This window comes from Burkholderia plantarii, from assembly GCF_001411805.1.
Classification (GTDB): domain Bacteria; phylum Pseudomonadota; class Gammaproteobacteria; order Burkholderiales; family Burkholderiaceae; genus Burkholderia; species Burkholderia plantarii.
The window spans coordinates 280,364-303,229 of the sequence record NZ_CP007212.1; the positions used below are offsets into that span (position 1 = coordinate 280,364).

Genomic DNA, 22,866 nt, shown 5'->3' on the forward strand with positions numbered 1-22,866 from the left:
GGCGCGAGCGGTCAGGGCAGCGCGGCGGCCGGCGCCGCGCGCAGCGAGGCCGTGCGCAGATTGTCGGGGCCGGACTCGCCGCCGCGCAGTTCGAGCCGGCCCGCGGCGGCCAGCTCGCGGCAGCGCCAGAACGCGATGCTGTCGCTGATGCCGAGGTGGCCGCGATTGGCGAGCCCGATGACCGCGCCGACCACGCGCGCGGCCGGCGTCCAGGCTTCGCCTGCCTGATCGAGCGCGAGCGCGTCGATGTCGGTGTAGTGCCCGCTCTTGAACGTGTTGTCGATCCAGTAGCGCAGCTCGGCGTTGACTTGCTTGGCTTCCTGCCATTCGAGCGCGAGCCGGCTGATGCGCAGCACCGAGATCGGCGCCGCCTCGGGCAGCTTCGCGCCGAGCTGTCCGGGGCCGAACATGCCGACCGAAACGGCGGCCTCGCGGCCGGGCGGATGCTCGCGCGGGCCGAGATCGGCGGCCGACAGCCGGACTTCGTTGAGCCGCTGCGGCGCGTGGCGCAGATGATAGGCGATGCGGCGCAGCATCAACTGGTCGGCCGCGCTCTGCGCATGCCAGATCACCACCTGGCCGGAGCCGGCCGCGAGCCGGGAGAGCTTGTCGAGCTCGCCGGCGAGCCGCGCGTCCCAGTCGGACGGCGTGTCGGCGAAGATCCGTTCCCAGAACGCGGCGCGCAGCTCGGGCGCGTCGTCGATGCCGCGCAGCGGGCCGACGGCCAGATCGTCGAGGAGTTCGACCACGGTATCGTCGCGGCCGGCGGCGGCCAGCGCGGCGCGCAGCGATTCGGCGGCGGAACCGCCGACGGTGACATGAAGAGTGCTCATCAGCGAGAGATCAACGAAAAAGGGCCGCTTTCGGCCGGATTCGCGGACCCGGCTCGAAAAGCGGCCCCTAGTGTAAGCGAGATGTCCGGTCGCGAGATATCTCGCGACCGGTGCGTCGCGCGGTATCTCAGCGCTCGTCGAAGCTCACCACCACGCGCTCGCTGACCGGATGGCACTGGCAGGTCAGCACGAATCCGTCGCGCACTTCCTGTTCCTCCAGCGTGTAATTCTTGTCCATCCGCACCTCGCCTTCCACCACCTTCGCGCGGCAGGTGCAGCAGACGCCGCCCTTGCAGGCATATGGCAGCGCAAGGCCGGCGCGCAGGCCGACGTCGAGCAGGCTCACGCCCTCGTAGGGCAGGCGCAGCTTGCGCGTCTTGCCGTCGAGCACGATCTCGAGCGCGGCGGCCGGCGTCGCTTCGGTGATCTCCACGGCCGGCGCGCCGGCCTGCGGCAGCGGCGTGCCGAAACGCTCGACGTGGATCCGCCCGCGCGCCACGCCGGCCGCGCCGAGCGCCGCCTCGGCCGCGTCCATCATCGGCGCCGGGCCGCAGATGAACGCCTCGTCGATCGAGGCGGCCGGCACCAGCGTGTTCAGGAACGCCGCGCATTTCGGCTGGTCGAGCACGCCGTTGAACAGCTCGACGTCCTGGAGCTCGTCGGACAATACGTGGTAGAGCACGAAGCGCTGCATGAAACGGTTCTTCAGGTCTTCGAGCTGCTCGGCAAACATGATCGAATCGACGCTGCGGTTGCCGTAGATCAGCGTGAACGTGCTGCGCGGCTCGAGTTCGAGCGTGGTGCGTGCGATCGCGAGCACCGGCGTGATACCCGAGCCGCCCGAGAACGCCACGTAGTGCTTGCCGTGCTCGGCGTTCAGGTGCGTGAAGAAGCGGCCGTCCGGCGTCATCACGTCGATCGTGTGGCCGGCCTTCAGCGTGTCGAACGCGAAGTTCGAGAAGCGCCCGCCGCGCACGCGCTTGATGCCGATCCGCAGCTCGCCGTCGCGGTCGTAATCGGTGGTGCCGACGCAGATCGAATACGAGCGGCGGGTTTCCTCGCCGTCGATCTGCGTCTTGAGCGTGACGAACTGGCCCTGCGTGAAGCGGAACTGTTCGCGCAGCTCGGCGGGGACCTCGAACGAGACCGTCACCGCGTCGGCGGTCTCGGGTCGCACGTCGCGGATGCGCAGCGGGTGAAATTGCGGAGTCGCCATGTCAGTAGGGCTTGAAGTAGTCGAAGGGTTCGCGGCAGTCGAGGCAGCGGTACAGCGCCTTGCAGGCGGTCGACGCGAACTGCGCGAGCCGCTCGGTGTGGCGCGAACCGCAGCGCGGGCAGGCCGGGGCGGCGGCCGGCTTCGGCGCGAAGCGGATCACTTTCACGGCGGCGGGCCGGGCCCCGCTCGCGTCGCCGGAAGCCGCCGCGTTGCCGCTCCCGCAGGTACCGACGGGCGGCGCGATGCCGTAGGCGCGCAGCTTCTCGCGCGCGGCCTCGGTGATCCAGTCGGTGGTCCAGGCCGGCGACAGCACCGTGACGATCCGGCAGGGCGGCACGCCGGCGCGGTCGAGCGCGGCGCCGATGTCCTCGGCGATCTGCGACATCGCCGGACAACCGGAGTAGGTCGGCGTGATCACGACCTCGATCGTCGCGTCGGCCGCGCGCCGGATCTCGCGCAGGATGCCGAGCTCGCCGATCGAGACGACCGGGATCTCCGGGTCCGGCACCGTGTCGAGCGCGGCGCGCACGCGCGCGAGTTCGGCATCGGTCAAGGCGGCGGCATCGACGGAAGCGGGCAGCGCGGACATCGTGATTTCTCTCCTGATGAGTGCAGGCGCCGGGGGGGTCACCAGCTCGCGCCCGGATGCTGGCGCGCGAGGCTCTGCATCTGCGCGAGCAGGAAGCCCATGTGCTCGGAATGCTCGCCGTGCCGGCCGGTCGTCACGTAGGCGACCGGCGCCGGCGCGACCAGCGTCGCCTCGGCGAGCGCGGCATCGACGTCGGCGCGCCAGGCCGCCTCGAGCGTGTCGGCCGCCGGCGCGATGCCGGCCGCCGCGACCTCGCGCTCGACCGCGTCGGCCACGAAGCACTCGCGCGTGTAGGGCATCAGGTAGTCGAGCGCGGCCTGCGCCCGGCGGTGCGATTCGTCGGTGCCATCGCCAAAGCGGATCAGCCATTCGCGCGCGTGATGCTCGTGGTAGCGCGTTTCCTTGATCGACTTCGCGGCGATCGCGGCCAGTTGCGGATCGGCCGAGGTTTCGAGCGCCGTCCACAGGTGCAGCATCAGCGTCGCGTAGAGGAAGTTGCGCACGATCGTGACGGCGTAGTCGTTGCTCGCATGTGCGGTGCCGCTCAGCGGTCCGTAGTGCGGCAGCTCGACCAGCGTCAGGTTCGTGAACTCGCGCTCGGTGCGGAAGTACGCGTAGTCGTCCTCGGTCCGGGTCGCGCCGCGCAGCGCGTGTTCGAGGTCGGCCGCATGCGCGTAGAGCAGCCGGGCCTGGCCGATCAGGTCCAGGCTCATGTTGGTCAGCGCGATGTCCTCTTCGAGGATCGGGCCGTGCCCGCACCACTCGGCGTTGCGCTGACCGAGGATCAACGCGGTGTCGGCGAGGCGCAGCACGTAGGACAGATGGGAGGCCGGGGTCGTCGTCATCGCGGGCTCACATGTGGTTGACTTCGTCGGGCAGCGTGTAGAACGTCGGATGGCGGTAGATCTTGTCGCCGGCCGGTTCGAACAGCTCCGCCTTCTCGTTCGGATCGGACGCCGTGATCGCGGCCGACGGCACCACCCAGATGCTCACGCCTTCCTGGCGGCGCGTGTAGACGTCGCGGGCCATGCGCAGCGCCATCGACGCATCGACGGCGTGCAGACTGCCGCAGTGCTTGTGGTCGAGCCCCTGCTTGCTGCGCACGAACACTTCCCAGATCGGCCATTCCTGTTTCATTGCGTTTCTCCTGAATCGAATTCGAAGGGGGGCGGGCGTCAGGCGGCTTGCCGTTCGGCGCGGCCCGCGCGCTTGTCGGCATGGGCGAGCGCGGCCTCGCGGACCCAGGCGCCGTCGTCGTGGGCCTTGACGCGCGTGGCGAGCCGCTCGCGGTTGCAGGGGCCGTCACCGTTGACGACGCGCCAGAATTCGTCCCAGTCGATCGTGCCGTAGTCGTGGTGGCCGCGCGCCTCGTTCCACTTCAGGTCCGGGTCGGGGAACGTCACGCCGAGCACCTTCGCCTGCTCGACCGCCGCGTCGACGAATTTCTGGCGTAGGTCGTCGTTCGAGATCCGCTTGATCCCCCATTTCGCCGACTGGTTGCTGTGGACCGAATTGGCATCGCTCGGGCCGAACATCATCAGCACCGGCCACCACCAGCGGTTCACGGCCTGCTGCACCATCTCGCGCTGCGCCGGCGTGCCGGCCATCATCGCGAGCAGTGCGTCGAAGCCCTGGCGCTGGTGGAACGATTCCTCCTTGCAGATGCGGATCATCGCGCGCGCATAGGGGCCGTAGGTGCAGCGGCAGAGGGGGATCTGGTTCATGATCGCGGCGCCGTCGACGAGCCAGCCGATCACGCCGACGTCGGCCCAGTCCGGTGTCGGGTAGTTGAAGATGCTCGAATACTTGGCCTTGCCGGCGTGCAGCGCGTTGACGAGCGCGTCGCGCGACACGCCGAGCGTCTCGGCCGCGCTATACAGATAGAGCCCGTGGCCGGCCTCATCCTGTACCTTGGCGAGCAGGATCGCCTTGCGCTTCAGGCTCGGCGCGCGCGTGATCCAGTTGCCCTCCGGCAGCATGCCGACGATCTCGGAATGGGCGTGCTGCGAGATCTGGCGGACCAGCGTCTTGCGATAGGCGTCGGGCATCCAGTCCTGCGGCTCGATCTTGCCGTCGGCGGAGATGACTGCGTCGAAGCGCGCCTGTTCGGGCGCGGCGCTGACCGGTTCGCCGGCGGGGGCGGCTTGGCCGGGTAGGTCGAGGGATTGCGTGTACATGGCAAACGTCTCGTGCGGGATGAGGTGGATCAAAGTATAAATCAACCGTCCGGTCGGTTAATTAATTTTTCGAGAAAGGGAAAATCGGCTGGATGGTGGGGAGCGAGGGCCGCTTCGGGCGACCGCGGCGTGGCGTGGATATCGGGCACAATCGGTATCTTTCCCGTCGTGCGCTATCGAATCATGAGTTTTCGTCGTTGTTTGCCGGCCTGGGCCGGATGTCTTGCCTTGTGCCTGTCCGGCGCGGCGCTCGCGGCCAGCGACGCCGCCAGCCCCGGCGGCGCGCCGCACTGGGTGGCGGCATGGGCGAGCGCCCTGCAGCCGATTCCGGCGCTCGCGTCGCCGCCGCCTCTATATAAAGCGCCCGAGGTCACGGACCGCACGCTTCGCCAGATCGTCTATCCGAGCGTCGGCGGCACGCGCGTGCGGCTGCGGATCAGCAACGCCTACGGCCGCACGCCGCTGTCGCTCGGCGCCGTGCGGATCGCCCGGTCGGCGGCGGGTGCCGCCGTGCAGCCTGGCGACGCGGCGCTCGTCACGTTCGGCGGGCGGCGCGAGCTGGTGGTGCCCGCCGGCGAGGAGCGCGACAGCGATCCGGTCGCGCTGCCGGTCGAGGCGGGCGCGCCCTATGCGATCAGCCTGTTTGTGCGCGGCGAGCAGAAGATGACGGCCTGGCACCGCGTGGCGAATCAGGTCAATTACGTGTCGGTACCCGGCGACCACAGTGCTGACGCCGACGGCGACGCGTTCCGGAGCCGCTTCACGCAATCGGCCTGGGTGAGCGAACTGGCAGTAGAGGGGGGCGCGGCCGCGGCCGGCACGATCGCGGCGGTCGGCGATTCGATCACCGACGGCCTGCGTTCGAGCCTCAATCACAACCGCCGCTGGACCGACGGGCTCGATCGCCGGCTCGACGCGGCGGGCGAGCGAGCCTGGAGCGTGGTTAACCTCGGCATCAGCGGCAATCGATTGCTCAGCGATTCGGCATGCTATGGCGTCGCGCTCGAGCGGCGCTTCGATCGCGACGTGCTGGCACGCTCGGGCGTGAAGGCGGCGGTGCTGCTGATCGGCATCAATGACATCAATTTCGCCGCGATGCCGCCGCATGCCGGGCTCGACTGCGACACGCCGCACACGCGTGTCGATGCGCGGATGCTGATCGACGGGTATCGACGCCTGATCGCAAGCGCGCACGCTCACCGGATCGCCCTGTTCGGCGCCACGCTGACGCCGGCGTCGCTGCCGCCGGAGCGCGAGGCGATTCGCATCGAGGTGAACAACTGGATCCGGACCTCGGGCGCATTCGACGGCGTCATCGATTTCGACGCCGCCCTGCGCGATCCGGCGCGCCCGCAGGTGCTGCAGCGCCGTTATGACAGCGGCGACGGCGTTCACCCGAGCGACGCCGGCTACGCGGCGATGGCCGACGCCGTGCCGATCGAGCGGTTGGTGGCTGCCGCGAAGCGATACTAATGGTTGGGGGAAACGCCGGCGCGAGCGGGCGTGAAGGAACGCTGCGGGGATGAAAAATCGGGCGTCGCGATGGCGCCCGAAATTTTTTAACGATTTTCTTAAAAATGGCTTGCGTGATGGGCTCGGGCTGCTTAGAATCACGCCTCTTTCGCGCTAACGGAAACGCGGCGCGGAAGGGGAAGCCAGGCAGGACGAACGCAGCGCCGAATGTTGGCCGCGTGTTGGTGTTGCCGGAGGTAAATGATCAACAAAGCAGGTTGATCGCAGCGTGAAAAAAGTAGTTGACGCGCTGCGAAACGTTGATCATAATCTCGCTTCTCTGCTGCTGACAACGCAGCGCTGCTGGGAAGGCCAGAAAGTCCGGTCGGTTCAGCGGAAATGCTCTTTAAAAATTAACAGCCGATAAGTGTGGACGCTTGATCGACGCGGTCCTGATCTTTGGATCAGGTCAGCAAAAGTATCAAGAGTCTCACACAAAAGTAAGTCAGGTTTGTGAAGCAATTCATAACCTGTCAGCTTTGAGTGAGCGACCGGTTCTTAACGGAACCGAAAACAGTAACAGGAATTGAACTGAAGAGTTTGATCCTGGCTCAGATTGAACGCTGGCGGCATGCCTTACACATGCAAGTCGAACGGCAGCACGGGTGCTTGCACCTGGTGGCGAGTGGCGAACGGGTGAGTAATACATCGGAACATGTCCTGTAGTGGGGGATAGCCCGGCGAAAGCCGGATTAATACCGCATACGATCTACGGATGAAAGCGGGGGATCTTTGGACCTCGCGCTATAGGGTTGGCCGATGGCTGATTAGCTAGTTGGTGGGGTAAAGGCCTACCAAGGCGACGATCAGTAGCTGGTCTGAGAGGACGACCAGCCACACTGGGACTGAGACACGGCCCAGACTCCTACGGGAGGCAGCAGTGGGGAATTTTGGACAATGGGCGAAAGCCTGATCCAGCAATGCCGCGTGTGTGAAGAAGGCCTTCGGGTTGTAAAGCACTTTTGTCCGGAAAGAAATCCTGAGGGCTAATATCCTTCGGGGATGACGGTACCGGAAGAATAAGCACCGGCTAACTACGTGCCAGCAGCCGCGGTAATACGTAGGGTGCGAGCGTTAATCGGAATTACTGGGCGTAAAGCGTGCGCAGGCGGTTTGTTAAGACCGATGTGAAATCCCCGGGCTCAACCTGGGAACTGCATTGGTGACTGGCAAGCTAGAGTATGGCAGAGGGGGGTAGAATTCCACGTGTAGCAGTGAAATGCGTAGAGATGTGGAGGAATACCGATGGCGAAGGCAGCCCCCTGGGCCAATACTGACGCTCATGCACGAAAGCGTGGGGAGCAAACAGGATTAGATACCCTGGTAGTCCACGCCCTAAACGATGTCAACTAGTTGTTGGGGATTCATTTCCTTAGTAACGTAGCTAACGCGTGAAGTTGACCGCCTGGGGAGTACGGTCGCAAGATTAAAACTCAAAGGAATTGACGGGGACCCGCACAAGCGGTGGATGATGTGGATTAATTCGATGCAACGCGAAAAACCTTACCTACCCTTGACATGGTCGGAATCCCGAAGAGATTTGGGAGTGCTCGAAAGAGAACCGATACACAGGTGCTGCATGGCTGTCGTCAGCTCGTGTCGTGAGATGTTGGGTTAAGTCCCGCAACGAGCGCAACCCTTGTCCTTAGTTGCTACGCAAGAGCACTCTAAGGAGACTGCCGGTGACAAACCGGAGGAAGGTGGGGATGACGTCAAGTCCTCATGGCCCTTATGGGTAGGGCTTCACACGTCATACAATGGTCGGAACAGAGGGTCGCCAACCCGCGAGGGGGAGCTAATCCCAGAAAACCGATCGTAGTCCGGATTGCACTCTGCAACTCGAGTGCATGAAGCTGGAATCGCTAGTAATCGCGGATCAGCATGCCGCGGTGAATACGTTCCCGGGTCTTGTACACACCGCCCGTCACACCATGGGAGTGGGTTTTACCAGAAGTGGCTAGTCTAACCGCAAGGAGGACGGTCACCACGGTAGGATTCATGACTGGGGTGAAGTCGTAACAAGGTAGCCGTATCGGAAGGTGCGGCTGGATCACCTCCTTTCTCGAGCTAATACCGCATACATTGAGCGTTCACGCTTATCGGCTGTTGATCAAGACAGACTCAGGGGTCTGTAGCTCAGTCGGTTAGAGCACCGTCTTGATAAGGCGGGGGTCGTTGGTTCGAATCCAACCAGACCCACCAATTGTCTGACACGGAAACCTGAGACGTCTCTGTACATGGGGGCATAGCTCAGCTGGGAGAGCACCTGCTTTGCAAGCAGGGGGTCGTCGGTTCGATCCCGTCTGCCTCCACCAATCTTCAATGACAAACGTTCAGTCATACTGAGTTTTTGTCATTGGCGATTGAGCCAGTCAGAGGATAAGTCAGAAGTTGCACTTATCGGCTGTCGTTCTTTAACAATCTAGAAGAAGTAGTAATTTGGATAGCGGAAGCGCTTATTTGAGATGGGCGTGGAAACTATCCGGGTTGTGATTGTATCGATGTATCTCAAGAAGATTCGAACTTAAATGTTCGGCTCAATTGGAATACGGCACAAATGCGAGAACTCAACCTGTAACGGCTGTCGAGAAGACAGACCCGTTATAGGGTCAAGCGAACAAGTGCATGTGGTGGATGCCTTGGCGATCACAGGCGATGAAGGACGCGGTAGCCTGCGAAAAGCTACGGGGAGCTGGCAAACGAGCTTTGATCCGTAGATGTCCGAATGGGGAAACCCACTCCTTTTGGAGTATCCATGACTGAATACATAGGTCATGTGAAGCGAACGCGGTGAACTGAAACATCTAAGTAACCGCAGGAAAAGAAATCAACCGAGATTCCCAAAGTAGTGGCGAGCGAAATGGGAAGAGCCTGTACTCTTTATTTGTATTGTTAGCCGAACGCTCTGGAAAGTGCGGCCATAGCAGGTGATAGCCCTGTAGGCGAAAACAGTATGAAAGAACTAGGTGTACGACAAGTAGGGCGGGACACGTGAAATCCTGTCTGAAGATGGGGGGACCATCCTCCAAGGCTAAATACTCGTGATCGACCGATAGTGAACCAGTACCGTGAGGGAAAGGTGAAAAGAACCCCGGGAGGGGAGTGAAATAGATCCTGAAACCGCATGCATACAAACAGTCGGAGCCTCGTAAGGGGTGACGGCGTACCTTTTGTATAATGGGTCAGCGACTTACGTTCAGTAGCAAGCTTAACCGAATAGGGCAGGCGTAGCGAAAGCGAGTCCGAATAGGGCGTTCAGTTGCTGGGCGTAGACCCGAAACCAAGTGATCTATCCATGGCCAGGATGAAGGTGCGGTAACACGTACTGGAGGTCCGAACCCACTAACGTTGAAAAGTTAGGGGATGAGCTGTGGATAGGGGTGAAAGGCTAAACAAACTTGGAAATAGCTGGTTCTCTCCGAAAACTATTTAGGTAGTGCCTCGTGTCTCACCTTCGGGGGTAGAGCACTGTCATGGTTGGGGGGTCTATTGCAGATTACCCCGCCATAGCAAACTCCGAATACCGAAGAGTGCAATCACGGGAGACAGACATCGGGTGCTAACGTCCGGTGTCAAGAGGGAAACAACCCAGACCGCCAGCTAAGGTCCCCAAATATAGCTAAGTGGGAAACGAAGTGGGAAGGCTAAAACAGTCAGGAGGTTGGCTTAGAAGCAGCCACCCTTTAAAGAAAGCGTAATAGCTCACTGATCGAGTCGTCCTGCGCGGAAGATGTAACGGGGCTAAGCTATATACCGAAGCTGCGGATGCACATTTATGTGCATGGTAGGAGAGCGTTCCGTAAGCCTGCGAAGGTGCATTGTAAAGTGTGCTGGAGGTATCGGAAGTGCGAATGCTGACATGAGTAGCGATAAAGGGGGTGAAAGGCCCCCTCGCCGTAAGCCCAAGGTTTCCTACGCAACGTTCATCGGCGTAGGGTGAGTCGGCCCCTAAGGCGAGGCAGAAATGCGTAGCTGATGGGAAGCAGGTCAATATTCCTGCACCATTGTTAAATGCGATGGGGGGACGGATCGCGGAAGGTTGTCCGGGTGTTGGAAGTCCCGGTCGCTGCATTGGAGAAGGCGCTTAGGCAAATCCGGGCGCGGAATTCAAGGATGTGGCGCGAGCTTCTTCGGAAGCGAAGCAATCGGAAGTGGTTCCAAGAAAAGCCTCTAAGCTTCAGTTTAACAGTGACCGTACCGCAAACCGACACAGGTGGGCGAGATGAGTATTCTAAGGCGCTTGAGAGAACTCGGGAGAAGGAACTCGGCAAATTGGTACCGTAACTTCGGGATAAGGTACGCCCCTGTAGCTTGACTGGCCTGCGCCAGAAGGGTGAAGGGGTTGCAATAAACTGGTGGCTGCGACTGTTTAATAAAAACACAGCACTCTGCAAACACGAAAGTGGACGTATAGGGTGTGACGCCTGCCCGGTGCCGGAAGATTAAATGATGGGGTGCAAGCTCTTGATTGAAGTCCCGGTAAACGGCGGCCGTAACTATAACGGTCCTAAGGTAGCGAAATTCCTTGTCGGGTAAGTTCCGACCTGCACGAATGGCGTAACGATGGCCACACTGTCTCCTCCCGAGACTCAGCGAAGTTGAAGTGTTTGTGATGATGCAATCTCCCCGCGGCTAGACGGAAAGACCCCATGAACCTTTACTGTAGCTTTGCATTGGACTTTGAACCGATCTGTGTAGGATAGGTGGGAGGCTATGAAACCGGAACGCTAGTTTCGGTGGAGCCGTCCTTGAAATACCACCCTGGTTTGTTTGAGGTTCTAACCTTGGCCCGTGATCCGGGTCGGGGACAGTGCATGGTAGGCAGTTTGACTGGGGCGGTCTCCTCCCAAAGTGTAACGGAGGAGTACGAAGGTACGCTAGGTACGGTCGGAAATCGTGCTGATAGTGCAATGGCATAAGCGTGCTTAACTGCGAGACCGACAAGTCGAGCAGGTGCGAAAGCAGGTCATAGTGATCCGGTGGTTCTGTATGGAAGGGCCATCGCTCAACGGATAAAAGGTACTCTGGGGATAACAGGCTGATACCGCCCAAGAGTTCATATCGACGGCGGTGTTTGGCACCTCGATGTCGGCTCATCTCATCCTGGGGCTGTAGCCGGTCCCAAGGGTATGGCTGTTCGCCATTTAAAGAGGTACGTGAGCTGGGTTTAAAACGTCGTGAGACAGTTTGGTCCCTATCTGCCGTGGGCGTTGGATATTTGAAGGGGGCTGCTCCTAGTACGAGAGGACCGGAGTGGACGAACCTCTGGTGTACCGGTTGTCACGCCAGTGGCATCGCCGGGTAGCTATGTTCGGAAGAGATAACCGCTGAAAGCATCTAAGCGGGAAACTCGCCTTAAGATGAGATATCCCCGGGGACTTGATCCCCTTGAAGGGTCGTTCGAGACCAGGACGTTGATAGGTCAGGTGTGTAAGCGCAGTAATGCGTTCAGCTAACTGATACTAATTGCCCGTAAGGCTTGATCCTATAACCGGTCTGTTTTGCACCAGTCTTGCTGGTGCGCAGCGGTTGGATTCTTGACATGCCGTGCCGTACAAGCACAACCCAAACTACTTCTTCCAGATTGGTCGTGGCGCGACACACGCGACGCGACAACCCTCTTAGCCTGATGACCATAGCGAGTCGGTCCCACCCCTTCCCATCCCGAACAGGACCGTGAAACGACTCTACGCCGATGATAGTGCGGATTGCCCGTGTGAAAGTAGGTAATCGTCAGGCTTCCTCCTTCGAAACCCCCGCTGCCCGCGCAGTGGGGGTTTTGTCTTTTCCAGGACGGAAACGCCGCGCCTTTCGGCACCCCACATCTAGCTTGTCGCGTGGCTCCAGGTGGCGATCTCCGAACTACGTTTGAAGCCCGACTTTCATCGGAGTGCTCGTTTGTTCGAGATGCCCATGCACCGCAAGTGGCATGTCATGAGGCTCTTGGAAGAGCCGTTAAAGGCGTGTGATGGTGGCCGAGGTGAGGCATGGTTCCTCAGAGGACGATTGCGGGCGGCATAGCTGCTTCGAGCAGGGGCGGATCGTGGCCCCCCGCTACCGGCTGATAATGGAGCCGCTATCCGCTCTCTCAGGCACATTGATGAGCCAGCTGGCTTTCCCCATGGCTGGATCTCGCGAACTACTCATGCCGGCCGTCATTCAGCAACGCGCAGATTCGGGTTCGCGATCGCGAGGGCACGAGCCCGATGCGTAGCGCATCGAATGGCGAAACAACATTTCCCATCCACCGCTTCGCGGCAATCAAGCGCGAGCTCGAAGCTTCGGATCGCTCATCCTCCCTGGAAGGCATCGACCGAGACGCCAGGTCGTGTGATGTCGCATCCGCGCTGATGAAATCCTTCGACAAACGTGCGCCGAGCAAATCGCTGCAGGGTCTCCTCCAAGCGAGAGCGAGGCGGCCGCCAGGTCGTCACCGGTACTTTCCCACTCCTCGGTCCGACCACCCCGGAACAGCTTCGAATCGCGCTACAATTTCCCTTAACCACACGCTTCCGACGAACTCCCTCCCGTCCGCGCATCGTGGCTCCCTCGGTTCGACGAGCCGACAATCAAAAAAAGTTAAAAAAAAGCGGTTTTTCTATTGGCTTAATCGTCGCGACCCCTTATGATTCACGTCTCCCGATTTTCCGGTGAACTTGCCCGGCGGTCGGAAGGACGGTCTGGACGGATGCAGTTTTCCGTGCGGCCAGTAGTCTGGCGGAACGCGGCGCTTTTACAGGGTGCCGATTCACGAACGTCGGGTGGGCTGGCCTGTAGCGTATGCCAAGCAGTGCGCCGCCGCGAGATGATAGAAATCTTCGCGGGGTGCTTGACACGAAGTAGGCATGCCGCCATAATCGTCAGTTCTCTGCGGAGGGGTGCCCGAGTGGCTAAAGGGGGCAGACTGTAAATCTGTTGGCTTACGCCTACGTTGGTTCGAATCCAACCTCCTCCACCAAAACATGCAGAGCGGTAAGGGATCGTAAAGCGGCCCGCGCGGGTGTAGCTCAATGGTAGAGCAGAAGCCTTCCAAGCTTACGACGAGGGTTCGATTCCCTTCACCCGCTCCACGTTCTGCGCAGTAAGTACTTGTTTCGCCCATGTGGCTCAGTGGTAGAGCACTCCCTTGGTAAGGGAGAGGTCGGCAGTTCGATCCTGCCCATGGGCACCATCAGGTTAGTCAGTGTCTGTTTGCGCACGGCGCAACATGTGAAATTCCTTACGGGAGTTGAAAATGGCCAAGGAAAAATTTGAGCGGACCAAGCCGCACGTCAACGTCGGCACGATCGGTCACGTTGACCACGGCAAGACGACGCTGACGGCGGCGATCGCAACGGTTCTGTCGTCGAAGTTCGGCGGCGAAGCGAAGAAGTACGACGAAATCGACGCGGCGCCGGAAGAAAAGGCACGCGGCATCACGATCAACACTGCGCACATCGAGTACGAAACGGCGAACCGCCACTACGCACACGTCGATTGCCCGGGCCACGCCGACTACGTGAAGAACATGATCACGGGTGCCGCGCAGATGGACGGCGCGATCCTGGTCTGCTCGGCAGCCGACGGCCCGATGCCGCAAACGCGTGAGCACATTCTGCTGGCGCGTCAGGTTGGCGTTCCGTACATCATCGTGTTCCTGAACAAGTGCGACATGGTGGACGACGCTGAACTGCTCGAGCTGGTCGAGATGGAAGTTCGCGAGCTGCTGTCGAAGTACGACTTCCCGGGCGACGACACCCCGATCATCAAGGGTTCGGCGAAGCTGGCGCTGGAAGGCGACAAGGGCGAGCTGGGCGAGACGGCGATCATGAACCTGGCCGACGCGCTGGACTCGTACATCCCGACGCCGGAGCGCGCGGTGGACGGTACGTTCCTGATGCCGGTGGAAGACGTGTTCTCGATCTCGGGTCGCGGCACGGTGGTGACGGGTCGTGTCGAGCGCGGCATCGTGAAGGTTGGCGAGGAAATCGAAATCGTCGGTATCAAGCCGACGGTGAAGACGACCTGCACGGGCGTGGAAATGTTCCGCAAGCTGCTGGATCAAGGCCAGGCTGGCGACAACGTTGGTATCCTGCTGCGCGGCACGAAGCGTGAAGAAGTGGAGCGTGGTCAGGTTCTGGCGAAGCCGGGCTCGATCAAGCCGCACACGCACTTCACGGCTGAGGTGTACGTGCTGAGCAAGGATGAAGGTGGCCGCCACACGCCGTTCTTCAACAACTACCGTCCGCAGTTCTACTTCCGTACGACGGACGTGACGGGTTCGATCGAGCTGCCGAAGGACAAGGAAATGGTCATGCCGGGCGACAACGTGTCGATCACGGTGAAGCTGATCGCTCCGATCGCGATGGAAGAAGGTCTGCGCTTCGCGATCCGCGAAGGCGGCCGCACCGTCGGCGCCGGCGTCGTCGCCAAGATCCTCGACTAAGCCAGTTAGTCCCGGATCGACAGTTTTGGGGCTGGAGTTGTCCAGTCCCATTGGTACAGGGGTATAGCTCAACTGGCAGAGCGTCGGTCTCCAAAACCGAAGGTTGGGGGTTCGATTCCCTCTGCCCCTGCCAAATCGCCACGTTCAGACGTGGCATTTGTTTTAAGGTGTTATGGCGAATCCATCCGTCGAAACTGTAAATACCTCCGGCGATAAGCTGATGCTGGGCCTGGGCGTATTGCTGGTCTTGGCCGGATTTGCGGGCTTCTTCTTGCTTGGCGGCAAGGAGTGGTACATCCGCGGCGCTGCGCTGGCAGTCGGGGTGATCGCCGGTGTGGCCGTCGCCCTGATGTCGCTTCCGGGCAAGAGCTTCATCGCCTTTGCAAAGGATTCTTACCGGGAAGTGCGCAAGGTCGTCTGGCCGACGCGCAAGGAAGCCACGCAAACCACGCTGGTCGTGTTCGGGTTTGTGCTGGTCATGGCACTCTTTCTTTGGCTTAGCGACAAGTCGATCGAATGGGTGATTTTCTCGGCGATTCTGGGTTGGAAATGATATGAGCGATACTCCGGCATCTCCGAGCGGAAAACGTTGGTACGTCGTGCACGCCTACTCCGGGATGGAGAAGAGCGTGCAGCGCGCGCTTCAAGAGCGCATCGAGCGTGCCGGCATGCAAGACAAGTTTGGCCAGATCCTGGTGCCGACCGAAGAGGTCGTCGAAGTCCGGGGTGGTCACAAGGCCGTGACTGAACGCCGTTTCTTCCCCGGCTACGTGCTGGTCGAGATGGAAATGACGGACGAAACGTGGCACCTCGTGAAGAACACCGCGAAGGTTACCGGTTTCGTCGGCGGCGCACGCAATCGCCCGAGCCCGATTTCCCCGCGGGAAGTCGAAAAGATCATGTCGCAGATGCAGGAAGGCGTGGAGAAGCCGCGCCCGAAGACCCTGTTCGATGTAGGCGAGATGGTTCGGGTGAAGGAAGGTCCTTTTACCGATTTCAACGGCACTGTCGAAGAAGTCAATTACGAGAAATCGAGGGTGCGTGTGTCCGTCACCATTTTCGGGCGCGCTACACCGGTCGAACTCGAGTTCGGCCAGGTCGAGAAGGTCTGAGTTTTGATGGGCAGCCCTCGCGCTGCCCATCATTGCGCTTACGGTCCGCATCATCGACCGTTGAGGAGCGTCAGTAGCCGGAGCCGGCGAACGCGCGTTATCACTCATCGAACGCCTGCCTGGCGTTCCAACGAGGTTTTCAAATGGCAAAGAAGATTATCGGCTTTATCAAGCTGCAGATCCCTGCAGGTAAAGCCAATCCGTCGCCGCCGGTCGGTCCGGCACTGGGCCAGCGCGGCCTGAACATCATGGAGTTCTGCAAGGCGTTCAACGCGCAGACCCAGGGCATGGAGCCGGGCCTGCCGGTGCCGGTGGTCATCACGGCATTCGCGGACAAGAGCTTCACGTTCGTGATGAAGACGCCGCCGGCGACCGTCCTGATCAAGAAGGCGGCCAAGGTGGACAAGGGTTCGGCCAAGCCGCATACCGACAAGGTCGGCTCGATCACCCGCGCGCAAGCTGAAGAAATCGCGAAGACCAAGATGCCTGACCTCACGGCGGCGGATCTGGACGCGGCAGTTCGTACCATCGCGGGCAGCGCTCGCTCGATGGGCATCACCGTGGAGGGCGTGTAAATGGCCAAGATCTCGAAGCGTCGTCAGGCATTTGCCGCTAAGGTCGATCGTCAGAAGCTGTACGCGATCGAAGACGCACTGGCACTCGTGAAGGAATGCGCGAGCGCGAAGTTCAACGAATCGATCGACGTGTCGGTTCAGCTCGGCATCGACGCGAAGAAGTCGGACCAAGTGGTCCGTGGTTCGGTCGTGCTGCCGGCAGGTACCGGCAAGTCGGTCCGCGTCGCCGTGTTCGCACAGGGCGAGAAGGCCGAGCAGGCACGTGCCGCCGGTGCGGAAATCGTCGGTATGGAAGACCTGGCCGAGCAGATCAAGGCCGGTCAGATGGATTTCGACATCGTGATCGCCTCGCCGGATACGATGCGCGTCGTCGGTACGCTGGGTCAGATCCTCGGCCCGCGCGGCCTGATGCCGAATCCGAAGGTCGGCACGGTCACGCCGGACGTCGCGACCGCGGTCAAGAACGCGAAGGCAGGTCAGGTGCAGTACCGCGTCGACAAGGCCGGTATCATCCACGCGACCATCGGCCGTGCATCGTTCGAATCGGCTGCACTGCGTTCGAACCTGGCCGCGCTGATCGAAGCGCTGCAGAAGTCGAAGCCGGCGACGAGCAAGGGTGTTTACCTGCGCAAGATCGCCCTGTCGAGCACGATGGGCGTCGGCGTTCGCGTCGACCAGACCTCGCTCGCGGCGCAGTAAGCGAAGCATTCGGGCCGCTTCACCCTGGTGGTGAGGCAGCCCAACCTGGGCTTTGGGCGGTTGCCCGGCGCGCAAGCGCAAGGCAACCGGTTATCAAAGACCGTTGGTGGGAGGCATCAGGCAGGCTATCCCTTAATACAGGCCAACGCAGATGGCGAACCCGAACAAGTTTTGAAGTGGTGAAGCCGGTGGTGCGGAGCGATCCGGACCGGCGGCGGAAATACTCCTGACGACTCGGACGCCGTTGTTGAACGAGGTACGAAAGGCACCCGCCGATCGTATCGTTTCTGGAGGCTAACCGTGCCGCTTAATAGAGAAGACAAGCAAGCCGTCGTCGCTGAGGTTTCCGCGCAAGTCGCGAAGGCCCAGACCGTTGTGCTGGCTGAGTATCGTGGAATTGCGGTTGGCGATCTGACCAAGCTGCGCGCGCAAGCGCGTGAAAAGCAGGTGTACCTTCGCGTGTTGAAGAATACGCTGGCGCGTCGCGCCGTCGAAGGCACGCCGTTTGCTTCGCTGGCAGAGCAGATGACTGGCCCGCTGATCTATGGCATCTCCGAAGATGCGATTGCCGCCGCCAAGGTGGTGAACGACTTCGCGAAGAGCAATGACAAGCTGATCATCAAGGCTGGTGCGTTCGATGGCAAGGTGATGGACAAGGCAGGCGTGCAAGCGCTGGCCACCATCCCGAGCCGCGAAGAACTGCTCTCGAAGCTGCTGTTCGTCATGCAGTCGCCTGTTTCCGGCTTTGCGCGCGCTCTGGCTGCGCTGGCCGAGAAGAAGCAGGCCGAAGCTGCATAACGTCGGCATTCGCGTCACAGATCGCTGGCTGTACCCGCATTCAATTTAGGAGTATTTCACATGGCAATCGCAAAAGAAGACATCCTGGCAGCAGTCGAAGGCATGACTGTTCTGGAACTGAACGAGCTGGTCAAGGCGTTCGAAGAGAAGTTCGGCGTGTCGGCAGCTGCAGTGGCAGTCGCTGGCCCGGCAGGCGGCGGCGCAGCTGCTGCAGTCGAAGAGAAGACCGAGTTCTCGGTCATCCTGGCTGAAGTCGGCGCCAACAAGGTTTCCGTCATCAAGGCCGTTCGCGAACTGACGGGCCTGGGCCTGAAGGAAGCGAAGGACCTCGTCGACGGCGCACCGAAGCCCGTCAAGGAAGGCGTGGACAAGGCTGCTTCGGAAGAAGCGAAGAAGAAGCTGGAAGAAGCTGGCGCGAAGGTCGAAATCAAGTAAGGTTCGACAGTCTGCGCGAAGGCTGGCGGTTTTATACCGCCGGCCTTTTTGTGCTTTGTGGGGACGCTGTTTTGACACTCAATAAACGTGTCAAGATGGAGGGCCCCAGAAGCCAAAGAAAAACGCCCCGCGGTGTGGTAACGGCGACAGGCGATTCTCTTTGTCTTCTGAAGCGACTGCAGAAGGCAAGTTTGGTCGGGTAGCGGGCAACACAGGCATCCGCTGCCGTCAGCCAGCGGTTGGTAGCGGCCAACCACCAAGCTTCTCGGCTCGAGCCGCCGCACGGCCATCGAGTCTCAGTCGGTGAACACTCGGGTTTGACACGTCCAGGTATCCCGCCTCGATAGCGCCCGTCGTGATTCGGAGATCGTATGCAATATTCCTTCACCGAGAAGAAGCGTATTCGCAAGAGTTTCGCGAAGCGCTCCATCGTTCACCAAGTTCCTTTCCTGCTAGCCACTCAGCTTGAATCATTCAGCACGTTTCTGCAAGCTGAAGTGTCGGCAGCGCAACGTAAGTCCGAAGGCTTGCAAGCCGCCTTCACCTCCGTGTTCCCGATCGTCTCGCACAACGGTTTTGCTCGCCTCGAATTCGTGAGCTATGCGTTGTCGTCGCCGGCATTCAACATCAAGGAATGCCAGCAGCGAGGCCTCACCTATTGCTCCGCCCTGCGCGCCAAGGTGCGCCTGGTGCTGCTCGACAAGGAATCGCCGAGCAAGCCGGTCGTCAAGGAAGTGAAGGAGCAGGAAGTGTACATGGGCGAAATTCCGCTCATGACGCCGACCGGCTCGTTCGTCATCAATGGTACCGAGCGCGTGATCGTGTCGCAGCTCCACCGTTCGCCGGGCGTGTTCTTCGAGCACGACAAGGGCAAGACGCACAGCTCCGGCAAGCTGCTGTTCTCGGCACGGATCATCCCCTACCGCGGTTCGTGGCTCGACTTCGAATTCGATCCGAAGGACGTGCTGTACTTCCGCGTCGACCGTCGCCGCAAGATGCCGGTCACGATCCTGCTGAAGGCCATCGGCCTGACGCCGGAACAGATCCTCGCGAACTTCTTCGTGTTCGACAACTTCACGCTGATGGACGAAGGCGCACAGATGGAATTCGTGCCCGAGCGTCTGCGTGGCGAAGTCGCGCGCTTCGACATCACCGATCGTGATGGCAAGGTCATTGTCCAGAAGGACAAGCGCATCAACGCGAAGCACATCCGCGATCTCGAGGCCGCGAAGACGAAGTTCATCTCGGTGCCGGAAGACTATCTGCTCGGCCGCGTGCTGGCGAAGAACGTCGTGGACGGCGACACCGGCGAAGTGATCGCGAACGCGAACGACGAGGTCACGGAAAGCGTACTCGACAAGCTGCGCGAGGCGAAGATCAAGGACATCCAGACGATCTACACGAACGATCTGGACCAGGGGCCGTACATCTCCTCGACGCTGCGCGTCGACGAAACGGCCGACAAGACGGCCGCGCGCATCGCGATCTACCGCATGATGCGTCCGGGCGAGCCGCCGACGGAAGAAGCCGTCGAGGCGCTGTTCAACCGCCTGTTCTACAGCGAAGACGCCTACGACCTGTCGAAGGTCGGCCGCATGAAGTTCAACCGCCGCGTGAGCCGTGACGAGATCGTCGGCCCGATGACGCTGCAGGACGACGACATCCTCGCCACCATCAAGATCCTCGTCGAGCTGCGCAACGGCAAGGGCGAAGTGGACGACATCGATCACCTCGGCAACCGTCGCGTGCGTTGCGTCGGCGAACTGGCGGAGAACCAGTTCCGTGCCGGCCTGGTGCGTGTCGAGCGCGCGGTGAAGGAACGCCTCGGCCAGGCCGAGAGCGAAAACCTGATGCCGCACGACCTGATCAACTCGAAGCCGATTTCGTCGGCGATCCGCGAGTTCTTCGGTTCGTCGCAGCTCTCGCAGTTCATGGACCAGACCAACCCGCTGTCGGAAATCACGCACAAGCGCCGCGTTTCCGCACTCGGGCCGGGCGGTCTGACGCGCGAGCGCGCGGGCTTCGAAGTCCGCGACGTGCATCCGACCCACTATGGCCGCGTGTGCCCGATCGAGACGCCGGAAGGTCCGAACATCGGCCTGATCAACTCGCTGGCGCTGTACGCGCACCTGAACGAGTACGGTTTCCTCGAGACGCCGTACCGCAAGGTCACAGACAGCAAGGTGACCGACCAGATCGACTACCTGTCGGCGATCGAGGAAGGCCGCTACGTGATCGCGCAGGCGAACGCGTCGGTGGACGAAGCCTCGGGCGAGCTGACCGACGAACTGGTGTCGGCGCGTGAAGCCGGCGAAACCATGATGGTCACGCCGGACCGCATCCAGTACATGGACGTGGCGCCGTCGCAGATCGTCTCGGTGGCCGCCTCGCTGATCCCGTTCCTCGAGCACGATGACGCGAACCGCGCGTTGATGGGCTCGAACATGCAGCGTCAGGCCGTGCCTTGCCTGCGTCCGGAAAAGCCGGTCGTCGGTACCGGCATCGAGCGCACCTGCGCGGTCGACTCCGGCACCACGGTGCAGGCTGAGCGTGGCGGCGTGGTCGACTACGTCGACGCCGGCCGTATCGTGATTCGCGTGAACGATGACGAAGCCGTGGCCGGTGAGGTTGGCGTCGACATCTACAACCTGATCAAGTACACGCGTTCGAACCAGAACACGAACATCAACCAGCGTCCGATCGTGAAGATGGGCGACAAGGTCTCGCGCGGCGACGTGCTGGCCGACGGCGCCTCGACGGACCTGGGCGAGCTCGCGCTCGGCCAGAACATGCTGATCGCGTTCATGCCGTGGAACGGCTACAACTTCGAGGATTCGATCCTGATCTCGGAGAAGGTGGTGGCCGACGATCGCTACACGTCGATCCACATCGAAGAGCTGAACGTGGTCGCTCGCGACACGAAGCTCGGGCCGGAAGAAATCACGCGCGACATCTCGAACCTGGCGGAAGTCCAGCTCGGCCGTCTCGACGAATCGGGCATCGTCTACATCGGCGCCGAAGTCGAAGCGGGCGACGTGCTGGTCGGCAAGGTCACGCCGAAGGGCGAGACCCAGCTGACGCCGGAAGAGAAGCTGTTGCGCGCGATCTTCGGCGAAAAGGCCTCGGACGTGAAGGACACCTCGCTGCGCGTGCCGTCGGGCATGAGCGGCACGGTGATCGACGTGCAGGTGTTCACGCGCGAAGGCATCGTGCGTGACAAGCGCGCGCAACAGATCATCGACGATGAACTGAAGCGCTATCGCCTCGACCTGAACGATCAGCTGCGCATCGTGGAAGGCGACGCGTTCCAGCGTCTGGCGCGCATGCTCGACGGCAAGGTCGCCAACGGCGGTCCGAAGAAGCTCGCCAAGGGCACCAAGATCGACCAGGCCTACCTGTCGGATCTCGACCACTATCACTGGTTCGACATCCGTCTGGCCGACGAGGAAGCGGCGGCCCAGCTCGAAGCGATCAAGAACTCGATCGAAGAGAAGCGCCACCAGTTCGACCTCGCGTTCGAAGAGAAACGCAAGAAGCTCACGCAGGGCGATGAACTGCCGCCGGGCGTGCTGAAGATGGTCAAGGTGTACCTCGCGGTCAAGCGTCGCCTGCAGCCGGGCGACAAGATGGCGGGTCGCCACGGTAACAAGGGCGTGGTGTCGAAGATCGTTCCGGTCGAAGACATGCCGTACATGGCCGACGGCCGTCCGGCCGACGTCGTGCTGAACCCGCTCGGCGTGCCGTCGCGGATGAACGTGGGTCAGGTGCTCGAAGTGCATCTGGGCTGGGCCGCGAAGGGTCTCGGCTGGCGGATCGGCGAAATGCTGGCGCGCCAGACCAAGATCGAGGAACTGCGCGTGTTCCTGACCAAGATCTACAACGAGTCGGGTCGCGCGGAAGACCTGGACAGCTTCAGCGACGACGAGATCCTCGAACTCGCGCGCAACCTGCGCGAGGGTGTGCCGTTCGCGACGCCGGTGTTCGACGGCGCGACCGAGGAAGAAATGTCGAAGATGCTCGATCTGGCGTTCCCGGACGAGATCGCGCAGCAGCTCGGCATGACGCCGTCGAAGAATCAGGTTCGCCTGTACGACGGCCGCACCGGCGAGGCGTTCGAGCGGACCGTGACGGTCGGCTACATGCACTACCTGAAGCTGCACCACTTGGTCGACGACAAGATGCACGCGCGTTCGACCGGCCCGTACTCGCTCGTCACGCAGCAGCCGCTGGGTGGTAAGGCGCAGTTCGGCGGCCAGCGTTTCGGGGAAATGGAAGTGTGGGCGCTCGAAGCGTACGGCGCATCGTACGTGCTGCAGGAAATGCTGACGGTGAAGTCGGACGACGTGAACGGCCGGACCAAGGTGTACGAGAACCTCGTCAAGGGCGACCACGTGATCGACGCGGGCATGCCGGAATCCTTCAACGTGTTGGTGAAGGAAATCCGCTCGCTCGGTATCGACATCGACCTCGACCGCAACTAATCGGACTACGGAGA

At 61.3% G+C, this 22,866-nt stretch carries 15 protein-coding genes, 6 tRNA genes and 3 rRNA genes; 18 read left to right on the top strand and 6 right to left on the bottom strand.

The annotated features are described in order from the left end of the window. Positions 1 to 11 precede the first annotated feature (11 nt). From bpln_RS01145 to paaA, 6 genes are all read right to left on the bottom strand, one after another. Complete coding sequence (locus bpln_RS01145) at positions 12 to 833, bottom strand: DUF1835 domain-containing protein (protein WP_042623614.1); 822 nt, start codon at positions 831 to 833, stop codon at positions 12 to 14. Positions 834 to 960: 127 nt separating this feature from the next. Beyond that, positions 961 to 2,049, bottom strand: a complete 1,089-nt coding sequence (gene paaE / locus bpln_RS01150; RefSeq protein ID WP_055137909.1) for a 1,2-phenylacetyl-CoA epoxidase subunit PaaE — start codon at positions 2,047 to 2,049, stop codon at positions 961 to 963. Between the two features lies 1 nt (position 2,050). Then, entirely contained in the window at positions 2,051 to 2,638 is a 588-nt protein-coding gene (gene paaD, locus bpln_RS01155; RefSeq protein ID WP_055137910.1) for a 1,2-phenylacetyl-CoA epoxidase subunit PaaD, read from the bottom strand. A 38-nt stretch (positions 2,639 to 2,676) separates the two neighbouring features. After that, a complete protein-coding gene (gene paaC, locus bpln_RS01160; protein WP_055137911.1) occupies positions 2,677 to 3,483 on the bottom strand; it encodes a 1,2-phenylacetyl-CoA epoxidase subunit PaaC in 807 nt (268 codons plus the stop codon). Between the two features lie 7 nt (positions 3,484 to 3,490). After that, positions 3,491 to 3,775 carry a 1,2-phenylacetyl-CoA epoxidase subunit PaaB gene (paaB, locus tag bpln_RS01165; RefSeq protein WP_055137912.1) on the bottom strand — a complete coding sequence of 95 codons (285 nt, stop codon included), beginning with the start codon at positions 3,773 to 3,775 and terminating at the stop codon, positions 3,491 to 3,493. A gap of 38 nt (positions 3,776 to 3,813) precedes the next feature. Continuing rightward, on the bottom strand, positions 3,814 to 4,815 hold the full coding sequence (paaA, locus tag bpln_RS01170; protein WP_055139419.1) for a 1,2-phenylacetyl-CoA epoxidase subunit PaaA: 1,002 nt from the start codon (positions 4,813 to 4,815) through the stop codon (positions 3,814 to 3,816). 183 nt (positions 4,816 to 4,998) lie between these two features. Between paaA and bpln_RS01175 the strand changes: the two genes are divergently transcribed. The 18 genes from bpln_RS01175 (at position 4,999) to rpoB (ending at position 22,852) form a co-directional block, all read left to right on the top strand. Then, on the top strand, positions 4,999 to 6,288 hold the full coding sequence (locus bpln_RS01175; protein ID WP_055137913.1) for an SGNH/GDSL hydrolase family protein: 1,290 nt from the start codon (positions 4,999 to 5,001) through the stop codon (positions 6,286 to 6,288). 567 nt (positions 6,289 to 6,855) lie between these two features. Further along, positions 6,856 to 8,388, top strand: a 16S ribosomal RNA gene (locus tag bpln_RS01180). A 64-nt stretch (positions 8,389 to 8,452) separates the two neighbouring features. Next, positions 8,453 to 8,529, top strand: a tRNA-Ile gene (locus tag bpln_RS01185). A 37-nt stretch (positions 8,530 to 8,566) separates the two neighbouring features. Then, positions 8,567 to 8,642 (top strand) — tRNA-Ala (locus bpln_RS01190). 292 nt (positions 8,643 to 8,934) lie between these two features. Then, a 23S ribosomal RNA gene (locus tag bpln_RS01195) occupies positions 8,935 to 11,814 on the top strand. 138 nt (positions 11,815 to 11,952) lie between these two features. After that, positions 11,953 to 12,066 (top strand): 5S ribosomal RNA (gene rrf / locus bpln_RS01200). Together the 16S, 23S and 5S rRNA genes with 2 tRNA genes alongside form the textbook arrangement of a ribosomal RNA operon. 1,133 nt (positions 12,067 to 13,199) lie before the next feature. Then, positions 13,200 to 13,285, top strand: a tRNA-Tyr gene (locus bpln_RS01205). A gap of 38 nt (positions 13,286 to 13,323) precedes the next feature. Further along, positions 13,324 to 13,397 (top strand) — tRNA-Gly (locus bpln_RS01210). A gap of 26 nt (positions 13,398 to 13,423) precedes the next feature. Then, a tRNA-Thr gene (locus bpln_RS01215) sits at positions 13,424 to 13,498 on the top strand. A 63-nt stretch (positions 13,499 to 13,561) separates the two neighbouring features. Continuing rightward, entirely contained in the window at positions 13,562 to 14,752 is a 1,191-nt protein-coding gene (gene tuf / locus bpln_RS01220; protein WP_012734343.1) for an elongation factor Tu, read from the top strand. A 57-nt stretch (positions 14,753 to 14,809) separates the two neighbouring features. Beyond that, positions 14,810 to 14,885: transfer RNA gene (locus bpln_RS01225), tRNA-Trp, on the top strand. 39 nt (positions 14,886 to 14,924) lie between these two features. Continuing rightward, positions 14,925 to 15,305, top strand: a complete 381-nt coding sequence (gene secE / locus bpln_RS01230; protein ID WP_012734344.1) for a preprotein translocase subunit SecE — start codon at positions 14,925 to 14,927, stop codon at positions 15,303 to 15,305. Position 15,306: 1 nt separating this feature from the next. Continuing rightward, positions 15,307 to 15,864, top strand: a complete 558-nt coding sequence (gene nusG, locus bpln_RS01235) for a transcription termination/antitermination protein NusG (RefSeq protein ID WP_042623619.1) — start codon at positions 15,307 to 15,309, stop codon at positions 15,862 to 15,864. 143 nt (positions 15,865 to 16,007) lie between these two features. Next, the gene (gene rplK, locus bpln_RS01240; RefSeq protein WP_012734346.1) at positions 16,008 to 16,439 is read left to right on the top strand and encodes a 50S ribosomal protein L11; all 432 of its coding nucleotides are present in this window, start codon (positions 16,008 to 16,010) and stop codon (positions 16,437 to 16,439) included. After that, entirely contained in the window at positions 16,440 to 17,138 is a 699-nt protein-coding gene (gene rplA, locus bpln_RS01245; RefSeq protein ID WP_042623620.1) for a 50S ribosomal protein L1, read from the top strand. Positions 17,139 to 17,438: 300 nt separating this feature from the next. After that, positions 17,439 to 17,936, top strand: a complete 498-nt coding sequence (gene rplJ, locus bpln_RS01250; RefSeq protein WP_042623621.1) for a 50S ribosomal protein L10 — start codon at positions 17,439 to 17,441, stop codon at positions 17,934 to 17,936. A gap of 60 nt (positions 17,937 to 17,996) precedes the next feature. Next, positions 17,997 to 18,371 carry a 50S ribosomal protein L7/L12 gene (gene rplL / locus bpln_RS01255; RefSeq protein WP_012734349.1) on the top strand — a complete coding sequence of 125 codons (375 nt, stop codon included), beginning with the start codon at positions 17,997 to 17,999 and terminating at the stop codon, positions 18,369 to 18,371. A gap of 371 nt (positions 18,372 to 18,742) precedes the next feature. Next, positions 18,743 to 22,852, top strand: a complete 4,110-nt coding sequence (gene rpoB, locus bpln_RS01260; RefSeq protein WP_055137915.1) for a DNA-directed RNA polymerase subunit beta — start codon at positions 18,743 to 18,745, stop codon at positions 22,850 to 22,852. Positions 22,853 to 22,866 lie beyond the last annotated feature (14 nt).